This is a genomic window from Bartonella tribocorum (assembly GCF_002778015.1).
Classification (GTDB): domain Bacteria; phylum Pseudomonadota; class Alphaproteobacteria; order Rhizobiales; family Rhizobiaceae; genus Bartonella; species Bartonella tribocorum_B.
This window is the reverse complement of the sequence record NZ_NJPP01000002.1, coordinates 182895-196671: the sequence shown is the minus strand read 5'-3', so window position 1 is coordinate 196671 and position 13777 is coordinate 182895. Positions and strand designations below refer to the sequence as shown.

Genomic DNA, 13777 nt, shown 5'->3' with positions numbered 1-13777 from the left:
GTCCTGGGCAGTCAACGTGGGCATAGTGACGATTTTCCGTTTCATACTCAACGTGGGCTGTAGAAATAGTAATACCACGTGCGCGCTCTTCTGGTGCTGCATCAATTTGATCATATGCTTTAAACTCACCAAAAAATTTCGTAATCGCTGCTGTCAACGAAGTCTTCCCATGATCAACGTGACCAATCGTACCTATATTAACATGCGGTTTTGTTCGTTCAAATTTGCTCTTCGCCATCGCTATTAATCTCTTTTTATTCTCTATCTCTTTTAGCGCCTAGAAATAGGCTTGCAGAACTGAATTGAACTGGACCGTAACCAGCACAATTACAAAAACCCTTAGACGGAAAATCCCGCCCACTTTAATGATGGAATATTTTCCATCATACTTACTTGCCTAATCATCAATAACCATTTGGAGCGGGTAGCGGGAATCGAACCCGCATATTCAGCTTGGAAGGCTGCTGCTCTACCATTGAGCTATACCCGCATAACCCATGTACTCACTCTCTTCCGATGAATGGTGGAGGGGGTTGGATTCGAACCAACGTAGCATACGCAACGGATTTACAGTCCGCCCCCTTTAACCACTCGGGCACCCCTCCATTACACCGAAAAAGCCGCGCGATGAGGCATCACGACAATCATCTCGAACACCCATTCAATTCAATCTGATTGCGAAGTGGTTATGACGATTACGATTGTATCTGTCAACAGAATAAATATAGTTCTGTACAAATTTCCTGCCCATAACTTTAAATCATAGATTTTTTCTAGCACTTTTTCTTATTAAAACGCTATAAAGAAGTTATGAAAGAAAAAACATCACAAAATTCTCATTATGCTCGTTTACGTCGCCAATATCGCGATACAAAAGGCTCTCCTTCTCGATTTTCTATACACCTAAAGAAGAAAGCTACTTCTTTACAGCAAGGGGGAATCCATCTTTATGGCATTCATTCTGTTCAGGCTGCTTTGAAAAACCCAAAAAGAACTTTAAAATGTCTTTACGTTACACAAAATGCCTTAAAACGATTAAATATATCCGAATCAAATTATCCTTGCCCTGTTACATTATGCACCCCCAAATATCTTGATTCGCTCGTTGGAAGTGAGGCAGTTCATCAAGGAGCTGTTTTAGAAACCTCTCCTCTCAAACCATGTAAACTATTGGAACTAACCAATACTGATCTGGTCATTGTCATGGATCAAATTACTGATCCACATAATGTTGGCGCTATTATGCGCTCTGCCGTTGCATTTAAAGCTAAGGCACTTATTACTACTTGCCGTCACTCTCCCCACGAAAGCGGCGTTCTCGCGAAAGCAGCATCAGGGGCTCTGGAAATGATTCATTATATTACCGTACGAAACCTCGCTGAAGCTCTTCAAGAACTCCATCAAACAGGTTTTACAAGCGTTGGTCTCGATTCAGAAGGGGATCAACCTCTAGAAACAACGTTAACAGGAAATAAAATTGCTCTTGTTTTAGGAGCAGAAGGTAAAGGCTTACGGAAAAAAACACGTGAAACCGTTTGCGCTTTAGCACGCCTTGATATGCCTGGAAATATTAAATCATTAAATGTTTCAAACGCGGCAACAATAGCACTTTATGTGACGCATAAATATCTTAGATTTTAGCTCTTAATTTTTTTGTGAAACATCAAAAAAGCCAACAAACAAAACMCCCGCTACAAACCCGCCAATATGCGCTTCCCATGCTATTGAGATACCATTTTCTTCAAAAAAAACGGAAGAAATACCTATGATAAAATCAGCTGCCAGCCATACACTTATATAAATAAGTACACTCTTCGAACAAAGAGCTTTTTTGATGGATAATAAAGGCCCAAAAGGTTTTTCGTTCTGTGCATTGATACCTAAAGAGCCGCTAGGAAAACCGTAACGCGCAATAGCTCCCATCATTCCAGATACAGCACCCGAAGCCCCAACAAGTGATATGATACTTTCTTGATGAAATGTAAAATAAGTCAAAACAGAAATGGCTGCTGTTAACACCCAAAAAATTAAAAAACGTACAACACCAAACTGCCTTACTAAAGGAGAGCCAAAAACTAAAAGCCAAACCATATTAAGAGCAACATGTTTAAAACTACCATGCATAAATGAATAACTCACCATGGTATAAAAAAATGAGACAGGATCCGCCTTAAACAATTCTGGTGTAAATGAAAAAAGCTCAAGACTTTTAATATAAAGCTGATGAGAAAAAAGATACTGAGGAATGCAATAAAGACAAAAACAAAATATTATTAAGACTACAATAATAAATGGAACATTCAATAAAGGTTCTTTAGGTTGTCTCGGCAATTGGAAATCATTCTTATATTGATGACTAGAAACTTTCATTGTATAAAATCTCTTATCCTTTAGAAGAACTGTTTGTTCTGTATATAAAATAAAGATACCATGCCCGATGATACGGAATCTTTTAACGCCCCTTCGAGTTCCCTTTTAAAATCTTTAATAACCCACCGTAAAAACACGTGTCTTTTATACAAAAGGTTTTGAAAAGCATGGATAATCAAAAATATGATTCACAAAATGAGCGATATCCTGCTTATTGAAATATGAAGTTTGTCATGCAATATACAAGAGCTTATGAATAAACATAACTCAATTATAAAGCACTCTATCATAAAAATGTAAAATATATAAATAGTGCTTTTTGCATACAATATACCAATTTTTGCATTTTTTAATCACACTATACTTCAATTAAAACTTTAAATAATCTTAGATATCAATTGTTCCAACAACAAAGCTTGAATTGTTTCTACTTTTTACATAAAAAAATTTCATGAGAATAAAAGCCTTCCGACACTTTTGTTTTCTCTCCATATAATCATTTGTATTTCATAAATTACTTATTTGGCCGCCTGTTTCCCAATAAAGATAAGATTTGTATTTATAATGATAATTTAATTTTATTCCTAATGCGTTAGAGCTTTAAATGTCGTAAGATTCTCTCACCTCAAATCTGTTTATATTGAATCAACCAAAACCATTCGCTTGGCACATTACAAGCAAGAAGAGCCGTGTTGATAAAAACTGTACAAAAGAGGAATAAAAATGCCTCTTATGAAGATGAAAAGTCTCAAATATTAAAGACTATCGGCAATATTAGGAGCTGGCACAGTGTCTGCTTGTTCCTTCGCAAGCGTAAAGATGGGAGATACTCTGTGAATTTACATTATACCATTCATGGGAACCATTGCGGAATGGGTATAACAAGTCTTAAGAGAGATCTCTTTTAAATACACCCGTAAATATGCAAATACAATAGCATTCTATTCTTTATGAAAGGTGCGACCTTATTCCGTGCAAAAGAATCAGTTCATCTCTTGGACGAATATAAATAAACCTTTTATTTCTACCTCTAACAGATATAATTCAAGAATTGTCTCCTATGAAACACTCGAAAAAACAATATTTTGATTTTCCTAGTGCATCCTTGAATTTAAACGGTTGATAAGAAAAACCGTCATTCCTTTTTAAACAGCAGCATCCACAAGTCTCCACCGCTTGTAATGAACAAGACAATAATTCTGATCGCTTCAATATAAGAAAATTTGAAATGAAAAAATCATCGTAATGCGAATCTCTCATTCAAATTGTAAAATGATAAAACATTAATCATTGAGGAGGTAGATCTTGAGAACTCTGCTTGCAATCTTTTAACCATACATCATAAATAGGATGCTCAACAGCGTTCAAACCAGGACTATCTGCAAACATCCACCCTGTAAAAATACGCCGTATTTTTTTATCTAATGTTACTTCATTAACTTCAACAAAACCTGTTGTACGTGTCGGTTCATCTTTAGAGCTCGTATAACAAGCACGGGGTGTTATCTGTAATGCACCGTACTGATAAATTTCACCAAGAGAAACTTCAAAACGTGTCGTCCGTCCCGTTATTTTATCAAGACCTGCAAAAACAGCAATTCCATTGCTAATACGTTCAGCCCGCACTCCCCTATTTAAGGATAAAAACACTAAAATTCCCATTAAAAAAATATATATACAATGCCTCAATCCTAAGAATAAAAAAAACCTCATCATATCAAAACCAATTGCACCTTAAAAATAACTCTTGTCATAATGTAGAGCCCAATAAGACAAAAATACACGCACCCATTAAAACATTTTACTTTTTAGGTGACCACGCATCATAATCTTCATGCACACAAGGACGCTCATCATTAAAAGGAATAGCCCCCTTTGGTCGATAGGCCTCACTTGTTCCTGTCATATTTGCAACATGAGGCTTTTCCCATTCATAGGGGTGATAGTCCTCTTGTGTTGGTGGATTATCAAAACGATGATGAATCCAGCCATGCCAACCTGGGGGAATAGTAGAAGCTTCAGAATAATCTTTATAAATAACCCAACGATGCGGATAACCGTCCTTATGAAGCCCCCCCTCATAATATATATTCCCGAATTGATCTTCCCCCATCCGCTTACCTTTTCGCCATGTAAAAAAACGTGTACCAATAGTATTACCATTCCACCACGTAAAGATTTGCTTAAAAAAATGGGCCATTCTCTATTTTATTCCTTCAGTATGTTCATGAAATCAATCGTCGGAATACAATTGTTAATGGGTAAAATTACCCAAAAAATCACTGGTAAATTCAACTACAAATCCACTTGATAGGACAACTTACCCCCTCTTAATTTCAAGAAGATATCATATTTATAGATTGTTCTCCACCCCATAAAATTTAATCTATGCCAAGTTTCATCTTAACTAATTCATTAACAGTTTGAGGATTTGCCTTCCCCCCTGTTGCTTTCATTACCTGTCCAACAAACCAACCTGCTAAAGCAGGTTTTTGCTTTGCTTGCGCAACTTTATCAGAATTATTGGCAACGATCTCATCAACTGCTCTTTCAATAGCCTTTGTATCTGTTACCTGCTTCATATTGCGCTCTTCTACAATTTGGCGTGGATCTCCCCCCTCATTCCAAATAATCTCAAAAAGATCTTTGGCAATTTTTCCAGAAATAACGCCCTCTTTTATAAGATCAATAATGCTTCCCAACTGATCTGGCGATACTGGTGACTTTTCAATTTCACAATTATCTTTATTCAAAGCTCCTAAAAGATCATTAATCACCCAATTGGCAACTATTTTTCCATCACGCCCACGAGCGACTTCTTCAAAATAATCAGCAATAGCTTTTTCTGTCACAAGAATGGAAGCATCATACACCGTCAATCCTATTTCCTTAACAAAGCGTGCTTTTATAGCATCAGGCAATTCTGGTAAATCCGCAGCCAAAGCATCCACAAATGCTTGATCAAATTCTAATGGTAAAAGATCAGGATCAGGAAAATAACGATAGTCATGCGCTTCTTCCTTTGAGCGCATAGAGCGAGTTTCACCTTTAGTAGCATCAAAAAGGCGTGTTTCTTGCTCTATGACACCTCCATCTTCTAAAATTGCAATTTGACGACGCGCTTCATACTCAATCGCTTGACCAATAAAGCGAATAGAGTTAACGTTCTTGATTTCACAACGCGTTCCAAAACCTTCACCAGGACGACGAACGGATACATTGACATCCGCACGCATAGAACCTTCGTCCATATTGCCATCGCAGGTCCCTAAATAACGGACAATCGTACGCAGTTTGGTCATATAAGCTTTAGCCTCATCTGATGAGCGCATATCAGGTTTGGAAACAATTTCCATAAGAGCAACACCAGAACGATTAAGATCCACAAAAGACATCGTTGGATGTTGATCATGCATCGATTTTCCAGCATCCTGTTCAAGATGTAATCTTTCAATTCCTACTTCGATATCCTCAAACTGGCCATTCGAATCTGGACCAACAGATATGATAATCTTCCCTTCTCCTACAATGGGATAGCGAAACTGAGAAATTTGATACCCCTGCGGTAAATCTGGATAAAAATAATTTTTACGATCAAAAACAGATTTTAAATTAATACGCGCTTTTAATCCCAAACCTGTTCGAACCGCTTGACGAACACATTCTTGATTAAGAACGGGCAACATTCCTGGCATAGCCGCATCAATAAGTGATACATGATTGTTCGGCTCTGCACCAAATTTAGTTGATGCTCCTGAAAAAAGTTTCGAATTTGATATGATTTGTGCATGAACCTCCATGCCAATGATGACTTCCCAATCACTTGTAACGCCAGAAATAAAACGTTTAGAATCAGGAATACGCGTATCAATGATGCTCATTGCCAATCCACTACCAATATTTCAAAATACATCCATGGTTTGTCTAAAACCATTCACAGTGCAAACCTAAGATATCAATCTCACAAAAAGCCTGATTCCCTCGGGCTTATTCTGTTTGTATAAGCATTAAGCTTTTTTAGAAGCTTTTTTTTTGGCCGATGTTTTTTCCGCAGACTTTTCTTTCACTGCAGCCTTTTTCTTTGCCGGCTTTTCTTCAGGGATATCTGATTCGTCATCTTCTTTCATCAACTCTTCAATCGTCACTTCTTTATCTGTGACTTTTATCTGTGCTAACAAATGATCAATGACCTTTTCTTCAAAAATTGGAGCACGTAGATTTTCAACCGCTTCCGGAGTCTTACGGAAAAAATCCATAATCTCTTTTTCTTGTCCAGGATACTGACGAACTTGTTCAAAAACAGCTGCTTTTAGCTCATCCTCACTAACTTTAACACCAACCTTCATTCCAATTTCAGAAAGCACCAAACCAAGACGAACACGACGTTGCGCAAGGACACGATATTCCTCCCGTGCCTTTTCTTCTGTAACACCCTCGTCCTCAAAACTACGCCCAGCCTTTTTCAAATCATCATTAACCTGAGCCCATATATTATTGAACTCAATTTCTAAAAGTCCTTCAGGAATCTCAAAATTATAATCAGCATCTAACGCATCAAGAATTTGACGCTTAACTTTTTGACGTGTCATTGAACCATATTGACTTTCAATCTGTCCACGAACAACCTCACGCAAGCGATCTAGAGATTCTAAACCGACTTTTTTCGCCGCCTCATCATCAATTTTCAATTCATCTGGTCTAAAGACAGCTTTGACAGTAATATCAAACTCTGCGTCCCGCCCTGCCAAATGTGCCGCACTATAATTATCAGGGAATTTAACAGAAATCGTTTTTGCATCCCCAGCTTTCATACCAACCAATTGCTCTTCAAAACCAGGAATAAATTGTTTTGACCCAAGAATCAGTTGCGCATCTTTATCGGCTCCACCTTCAAATGGAACCCCTTCAAGCTTACCCAGATAATCTATGGTAATACGATCACCTTCTTCAGAAGATCCCTCTTTTGGGGAGTAATTACGCGTAGAAGAAAGAACACGATTGACTTGCTCATCAATATCCTTTTCAGGAATCGCTGCAATTTCACGAATAACTTCTATATGTTCAAAGGCTTTAATTTCAACTTTTGGCAAGACTTCATACTTTAAACTAAAAGTAAAATCGGCTTTCCCATCTAGAACTTTTTCATCTTCACCGATATCAATTTTCGGCTGCATCGCTGGACGCTCATTACGGTCCGCTAGAATAGAACGTGGCGCATCACTGAGTATCTCATTGAGAATCTCTGCCATAAAAGATTTACCATACATTTTTCGCAAATGCCCACCCGGCACTTTGCCAGGACGAAAACCATTAAGCTTGATCTTACCTTTGGTATCATCCAATCGTTCATTCAACTTTTCTTCTAAATCTTTCGCTGGAACCACGATCTTAATTTCGCGCTTCAGTCCTTCATTAAGCGTCTCGGTAACCTGCATTAAACACCTTCATTTTTCTAAGGAGAGGGATAAACCCACTCTAATCATCATTACATTCTAACACTTCAAGTGTTACATTACCATGAAGCGGAATTCCAGACACGTAGAAATCCGTAGCACTTAAGGGATTGCTTTGGTGCGGATGGAGGGACTCGAACCCCCACGGTCTCCCGCCAGAACCTAAATCTGGTGCGTCTACCAATTTCGCCACATCCGCTCAAACTTAGCAAGCTAATAACCTTATACAAACGGCGTTTCTATACCATTAATTATAGAAAAAAAGCAATACACGTCTTTATTACAAAGAATAAAAACAAAATCTATGCTTTTCATACACGGCGACTTACGCTAATAAGTCGACTATGTTGAAGACATTTGATACTCCAATTCATATTATCGGTGGTGGCCTTGCAGGGTGTGAAGCAAGCTGGCAAATCGCTCAATCAGGAATTCCTGTTATTTTGCATGAAATGCGTCCCAAAAAAAAATCAGATGCTCATAAAACCGATAAATTGGCAGAACTGGTTTGTTCAAATTCCTTTCGTTGTGATGATTCATCAACAAATGCTGTAGGACTTTTACATGCTGAAATGCGATTAGCAAAATCGTTAATTATGAAAGCTGCTGATGCCAACAAAGTTCCCGCTGGGAGTGCTCTTGCTGTTGATCGTGATGGATTTTCAAAAACCGTGACATTGGCACTTGAAAACCATTCGCTTATAACGATCAAACGCGAAGAAGTTCAAAAAATTTCTAAAGATTGGAAACATGTTATCATTGCAACAGGGCCCCTTACCTCACTTATGCTTGCTCAAGAATTACAAGCAATTACTGGTATAAAAGCTCTTTCTTTTTTTGATGCTATTGCACCTATTATCTACACCGATAGTATTGATATGGATATTTGTTGGTATCAGTCTCGCTACGATAAAATTGGTCCGGAGGGGACAGGAAAAGATTATCTTAATTGTCCTCTCAACAAAGAACAATATGAAACATTCGTTGAAGCACTAAAAAACGCAGAAAAAACAGAGTTTCGCGATTTTGAAAAAACACCTTATTTTGATGGATGTCTCCCCATTGAAGTTATGACTGAGCGCGGAATCGAAACTTTAAGACATGGACCGATGAAGCCTATGGGCTTAACCAATGCCCATAATCCTACCGTTAAACCCTATGCTGTTGTTCAATTACGCCAAGATAATAAACTTGGAACGCTTTACAATATGGTCGGCTTTCAAACAAAACTGAAATATAGTGAACAAATCCGCATTTTTAGAATGATTCCTGGTCTTGAAAAAGCAGAATTCGCACGTCTTGGTGGCCTTCACCGCAATACCTATCTCAACTCTCCAATCATTCTTGACCAGACTCTTCGTTTAAAACAAAAAAAACAACTACGCTTTGCAGGGCAAATTACCGGATGTGAAGGTTATGTAGAATCAGCAGCGATAGGGCTTCTTGCTGGGCGTTTTGCCGCTGCCGAATATCTTCATAATTGTCCTTGCCTTCCCCCAAAAACCACGGCATTTGGAGCTTTGTTGAATCATATTACGGGGGGACACATTATAGATGAAGAATCAGAAAGACAGTCTTTTCAGCCAATGAATATCAATTTTGGACTCTTTCCCCCTATTGCTCCTATTAAACAGTCAGGAAAACGCTTGCCAAGTAAAGAAAAAAAAATAGCCAAAAAACAAGCTACAACAGCGAGAGCTCTCAATGATTGTATTCAATGGCTAGCAGATAAAGAATCAAAGGGCTCCTGTTTGTAAAAAATACACGATTTGCCTCTCATCTATTGAATAGACCTCTATGACTCTCGTAAAAAAATCATTCTAAAGCCTTGTAAAATACTATTTTAATCAATAAACGCTGTGCTATACTTGCTTATTTGTTCAATAATGTAAAATTATAAAATAATTTTTAACTWTAGAAAARGTCTTTATCGTTATAAACAATTTAATATACTTCAAAAAAATAAATTAATTGTATTAAATATATTATAAAAATGAACAAATAATAATGTATTTTTATCAATATTAATATTTTTTACTCTATATATTATTTTGATAATGGAAACTTTTCTCCTTTTTTAATATTGATCAGACCATCCTCATTTTAACTTTGTGTAATAAAAAAATGCTCGCGTGTGTAGCACAAGTGAAATAAAAATATGGATCAAAAACATTGAGAATAAAACTGATATATCCCTTCCAACTCAAGTGCCAAGAAAGATCACAGTATTGAAGTAACGATGCTACTTTATGAACTCATAATACATTGATTCATAACAATAATTTATATGTCTCTGTCTTGAATGAAAAACTTAAATATCGTAAAGTTTTTTTATTTCAGGCTCCTTTATAGTCAATCAATAAAGATCATCTGCTCGTCATTCAAGTGCTGCGTCACATAAGCGAGATTGGTCGTATCAGTTTAAGAGAATTATTAAAGAAAGGAATAAAACTGCCCTTTATGCATCTGCCTCAAATGCCGAGAGCTAGTCGCAATACTATAAAAACTGAAAAACAGTATGATGGCACCAACATACACCTCTATTAAGCGAAAAAATGGCGGTGTATAGCAGGTTTTATATGTTTCACAGAGTATTTTTTCTTATACTATTTACAGACACTGTTCTGAATAAATACTTTAACCCTTCCAGATAATAAAAGTTAACGTCATACTGTACAAGTCATACAATACCCTCATTATTAAAGTGGAATATTTATTGAAAAGGCTAAAAACCATATATTTCAAGTCTATGGTATTTTAGGCAATTTTTACAATCATTTTCAAAAACACTAGCAATTTATGAAATAAGAAAAATAATACCAAGACTCAAAACCTTTATGTGAAAGCATGTACAATACATCCGCAAAAAAACCCGCTTATAAATAAATCGGGTTTTTTTAATGTTGTTTAAATTATTTTTTATTAACTGCTTCTTTAAGGCTTTTTCCTGCAGAAAATTTAGGTACAGAACGTGCTGGAATATCGATTTCAGCACCAGTTGAAGGATTACGTCCCTTTGTCGCAGCACGATGAGAAACTTCAAAAGAGCCAAAACCTGGAAGACGAACATCGCCTCCTGAAGCCAAAGCTTCTGTTACAGAAGCCATAAAAGCATCAACAACAGCACCAGCTTGCACTTTCGAAACACCTGCCTTTTCAGCAACAGAACTAACCAATTCACTTTTATTCATGAGATATTTCCTTTCCCTATATTACCTGATAACATGACCTTATCATGTTATTGGCTAGTTTATTGAAAAGTACAGCAAACAGAAGTCTTATTTTTATCCAAAACATTGTTTTTTAGAAATAATCACAGTTATTCACGGAATTTTTTACTTTTTTCAATAAAAAACAGAATAATAACCACGACAACACCTTCTGCCCCTTTAAAAATACCGTTATAAACGGGATGAGTGAATCAGTGTGCAATTTGTATTCCTTCACTCTCGTTGCTTTCTGAACGGATAGGAACAGCCACTGTAGAAGGTTCTTTCCATTCAATAGTGTCTGGAAAACGAACTAAAGCGTGTTTTAAAACTTCACTCACATGATTTACCGGAATAATTTCCATGCTATTTTTAACATCATCAGGGATATCAACCAAATCTTTTGCGTTTTCTTCAGGAATAAGGACTTTTTTTATCCCTCCCCGAAGCGCAGCTAGAAGTTTTTCTTTTAATCCACCAATTTGTAAAACACGTCCACGTAAAGTAATTTCACCCGTCATTGCAATATCTTTATGCACAGCTATCCCCGTAAGGACAGAAACAATTGCTGTTACCATTGCAACCCCAGCAGATGGGCCATCTTTCGGTGTCGCCCCCTCTGGAACATGAACATGGATATCGCGTTTTTCAAAAAGTGGAGGTTCAATACCAAAGTCAACAGCACGAGAGCGTACATAAGATGCTGCCGCGGAAATAGACTCTTTCATAATATCACGCAAATTTCCCGTTACAGTCATCTTTCCTTTGCCGGGCATCATCACGCCTTCAATGGTCAATAACTCTCCACCGACTTCTGTCCACGCAAGGCCTGTCACAACACCAATGTGATTTTCTCCTTCAATCTGATTATAGTGATAGCGTTTAACACCCAAAAAATCATTGAGATTATTTTCTGTAACTTTTACAGATTTTTGATGCGTTTTGAGAATTTTTGTAACAGATTTGCGAGCAACTTTCATAAGTTCACGCTCAAGATTACGAACACCTGCTTCACGTGTGTAAAACTGAATAATCGACCTTAGGGCTCCATCAGAAATGTTGAGTTCTTTTTTAGATAAACAGTGGTCTTTTAGTGCCTTTGGTAAAAGATGCTGCTTAACAATTTCCATTTTTTCACATTCAGTATAGCCTGCAATACGAATAATTTCCATTCGATCCATTAACGGACTTGGAATATTAAGCGTATTGGCAGTTGTGATAAACATGACATCTGAAAGATCATATTCAACTTCCAAATAGTGGTCAATGAATGTGCCATTTTGTTCAGGATCAAGAACTTCTAATAAGGCAGAGGAAGGATCTCCACGAAAATCTTGTCCCATTTTATCAATTTCATCAAGCAAGAAAAGCGGATTAGATTTTTTTGCTTTTTTCATAGACTGGATAATTTTTCCAGGCATCGAACCAATATATGTTCGGCGATGTCCGCGAATTTCTGCCTCATCCCGCACACCTCCCAACGAAATACGGACATATTCACGCCCCGTCGCCTTTGCAATAGAGCGCGCTAATGATGTTTTCCCAACACCAGGAGGACCTAACAAACAAATAATGGGACCTTTTATTTTTGATGCGCGACTTTGTACGGCCAAATATTCAATAATTCTTTCCTTAACTTTTTCAAGACCGAAATGTTCATTATTCATGACCTTTTCAGCAAAATCTAAATTATTTTTAATCTTAGATTTTTTCCCCCAAGGCATTGCTAATAACCAATCAAGATAGTTACGCACAACTGTTGCTTCTGCAGACATAGGAGACATATTCCGTAATTTTCTCAGTTCTGCTCCAGCTTTTTCCTGTGCTTCCTTGGAAAGTTTTGTATTCTTAATACGGTCCTCTAGTTCAGAGAGCTCATCGCGGCTATCATCTCCTGCTCCTAACTCTTTTTGAATAGCCTTCATCTGCTCATTGAGATAATATTCCCGTTGGTTTTTTTCCATTTGCCGTTTAACGTGCGAACGAATACGCTTTTCAACCTGCAAAACAGAAATTTCTCCTTCCATAAAAGACAAAACACGTTCAAGACGGGCTCGCACAGGTAAGAGCTCTAATATTTCTTGCTTTTCTGCAAGCTTAATCATCAAATGAGAGGCAATCGTATCAGAAAGCTTAGAAGGATTGTCAATCTGACCAATTGCATTGACAACTTCAGGAGAGATTTTTTTATTAAGCTTTACATAATTTTCAAAATAAGCAATCACCGATCTTGAAAGAGCTTCAATCTCGACATCAATTTCTCTCTGCTCTTCTATAACAGTCGCAAGAGCCTGATGATAACCTTCACTTAAAGAAAATTGACTAATTTTCGCACGTGCAGTCCCTTCAACCAAAACCTTTACCGTTCCATCCGGAAGCTTTAAAAGTTGGAGAATATTCGCAAATGTACCAATATGATAAATATCCTCTGATTTTGGATCATCATCAGAAGCATTTTTTTGTGTCACCAAGAGTATTTGCTTGTCAACCGCCATCGTTTCTTCAAGAGCACGAATCGATTTTTCTCGCCCTACAAAAAGTGGAACAATCATATGGGGAAAGACAACAATATCACGAAGAGGTAAAACAGCATAAACCCCATCTCTTACCTCATCTGTCTTTTCATCAATATATTGCATAACTCTCCTTTCTGGAGCCTATGGCTATCTATAACACCAAGCCCCCCCTTAGAAAAGCCCATCTCTCCACAATACATGAAGCATGAAATGGTGATTGCTAACACAT

10 protein-coding genes and 3 tRNA genes are annotated in these 13777 nt (G+C 37.3%); 2 read left to right on the top strand and 11 right to left on the bottom strand.

The window, feature by feature from the left end; genetic code table 11:
• The 3 genes from CEV08_RS01840 to CEV08_RS01830 form a co-directional block, all read right to left on the bottom strand.
• Positions 1 to 238, bottom strand: a 238-nt coding sequence (locus CEV08_RS01840; protein ID WP_245407012.1) for a GTP-binding protein, incomplete at its 3' end; no start/stop codon positions are given.
• Positions 239 to 416: 178 nt separating this feature from the next.
• Positions 417 to 490: transfer RNA gene (locus tag CEV08_RS01835), tRNA-Gly, on the bottom strand.
• A 31-nt stretch (positions 491 to 521) separates the two neighbouring features.
• Positions 522 to 605: transfer RNA gene (locus CEV08_RS01830), tRNA-Tyr, on the bottom strand.
• Positions 606 to 810: 205 nt separating this feature from the next.
• On the opposite strand from CEV08_RS01830, the gene CEV08_RS01825 reads away from it, so the two are divergent.
• Positions 811 to 1641, top strand: coding sequence for a TrmH family RNA methyltransferase (locus tag CEV08_RS01825; RefSeq protein WP_100130082.1), 831 nt, complete (start codon positions 811 to 813; stop codon positions 1639 to 1641).
• 3 nt (positions 1642 to 1644) lie between these two features.
• Here the strand turns inward: CEV08_RS01825 and CEV08_RS01820 are convergent, their stop codons facing one another.
• From CEV08_RS01820 to CEV08_RS01795, 6 genes are all read right to left on the bottom strand, one after another.
• The gene (locus tag CEV08_RS01820; protein WP_100130081.1) at positions 1645 to 2370 is read right to left on the bottom strand and encodes a rhomboid family intramembrane serine protease; all 726 of its coding nucleotides are present in this window, start codon (positions 2368 to 2370) and stop codon (positions 1645 to 1647) included.
• 1287 nt (positions 2371 to 3657) lie between these two features.
• Complete coding sequence (locus CEV08_RS01815) at positions 3658 to 4083, bottom strand: DUF2155 domain-containing protein (protein ID WP_180753535.1); 426 nt, start codon at positions 4081 to 4083, stop codon at positions 3658 to 3660.
• A gap of 88 nt (positions 4084 to 4171) precedes the next feature.
• The gene (locus tag CEV08_RS01810) at positions 4172 to 4570 is read right to left on the bottom strand and encodes an NADH:ubiquinone oxidoreductase subunit NDUFA12 (protein ID WP_100130079.1); all 399 of its coding nucleotides are present in this window, start codon (positions 4568 to 4570) and stop codon (positions 4172 to 4174) included.
• Between the two features lie 181 nt (positions 4571 to 4751).
• Positions 4752 to 6251, bottom strand: a complete 1500-nt coding sequence (gatB, locus tag CEV08_RS01805; protein ID WP_100130078.1) for an Asp-tRNA(Asn)/Glu-tRNA(Gln) amidotransferase subunit GatB — start codon at positions 6249 to 6251, stop codon at positions 4752 to 4754.
• Between the two features lie 126 nt (positions 6252 to 6377).
• Positions 6378 to 7805: a trigger factor gene (tig, locus tag CEV08_RS01800; protein WP_100130077.1), complete on the bottom strand. Its 1428-nt coding sequence runs from the start codon at positions 7803 to 7805 to the stop codon at positions 6378 to 6380.
• Between the two features lie 134 nt (positions 7806 to 7939).
• Positions 7940 to 8022 (bottom strand) — tRNA-Leu (locus CEV08_RS01795).
• 145 nt (positions 8023 to 8167) lie between these two features.
• Between CEV08_RS01795 and trmFO the strand changes: the two genes are divergently transcribed.
• Positions 8168 to 9580: a methylenetetrahydrofolate--tRNA-(uracil(54)-C(5))-methyltransferase (FADH(2)-oxidizing) TrmFO gene (gene trmFO, locus CEV08_RS01790; protein ID WP_100130076.1), complete on the top strand. Its 1413-nt coding sequence runs from the start codon at positions 8168 to 8170 to the stop codon at positions 9578 to 9580.
• Between the two features lie 1155 nt (positions 9581 to 10735).
• Here trmFO and CEV08_RS01785 read toward each other — a convergent pair.
• Both CEV08_RS01785 and lon read right to left on the bottom strand, forming a co-directional pair.
• Entirely contained in the window at positions 10736 to 11014 is a 279-nt protein-coding gene (locus CEV08_RS01785) for an HU family DNA-binding protein (protein WP_100130075.1), read from the bottom strand.
• A 230-nt stretch (positions 11015 to 11244) separates the two neighbouring features.
• Positions 11245 to 13671 (bottom strand): endopeptidase La, encoded by a 2427-nt coding sequence (gene lon, locus CEV08_RS01780; RefSeq protein WP_100130074.1) that lies wholly within the window; start codon positions 13669 to 13671, stop codon positions 11245 to 11247.
• Between the last annotated feature and the right edge of the window lie 106 nt (positions 13672 to 13777).

Bases quoted from the DNA above. Each gene is read 5' to 3' on its own strand.
- CEV08_RS01815 (WP_180753535.1), bottom strand. From the start codon at position 4,083: ATGAGGTTTTTTTTATTCTTAGGATTGAGGCATTGTATATATATTTTT.
- tig (WP_100130077.1), bottom strand. From the start codon at position 7,805: ATGCAGGTTACCGAGACGCTTAATGAAGGACTGAAGCGCGAAATTAAG.
- gatB (WP_100130078.1), bottom strand. From the start codon at position 6,251: ATGAGCATCATTGATACGCGTATTCCTGATTCTAAACGTTTTATTTCT.
- trmFO (WP_100130076.1), top strand. From the start codon at position 8,168: ATGTTGAAGACATTTGATACTCCAATTCATATTATCGGTGGTGGCCTT.
- CEV08_RS01825 (WP_100130082.1), top strand. From the start codon at position 811: ATGAAAGAAAAAACATCACAAAATTCTCATTATGCTCGTTTACGTCGC.
- CEV08_RS01810 (WP_100130079.1), bottom strand. From the start codon at position 4,570: ATGGCCCATTTTTTTAAGCAAATCTTTACGTGGTGGAATGGTAATACT.
- lon (WP_100130074.1), bottom strand. From the start codon at position 13,671: ATGCAATATATTGATGAAAAGACAGATGAGGTAAGAGATGGGGTTTAT.
- CEV08_RS01785 (WP_100130075.1), bottom strand. From the start codon at position 11,014: ATGAATAAAAGTGAATTGGTTAGTTCTGTTGCTGAAAAGGCAGGTGTT.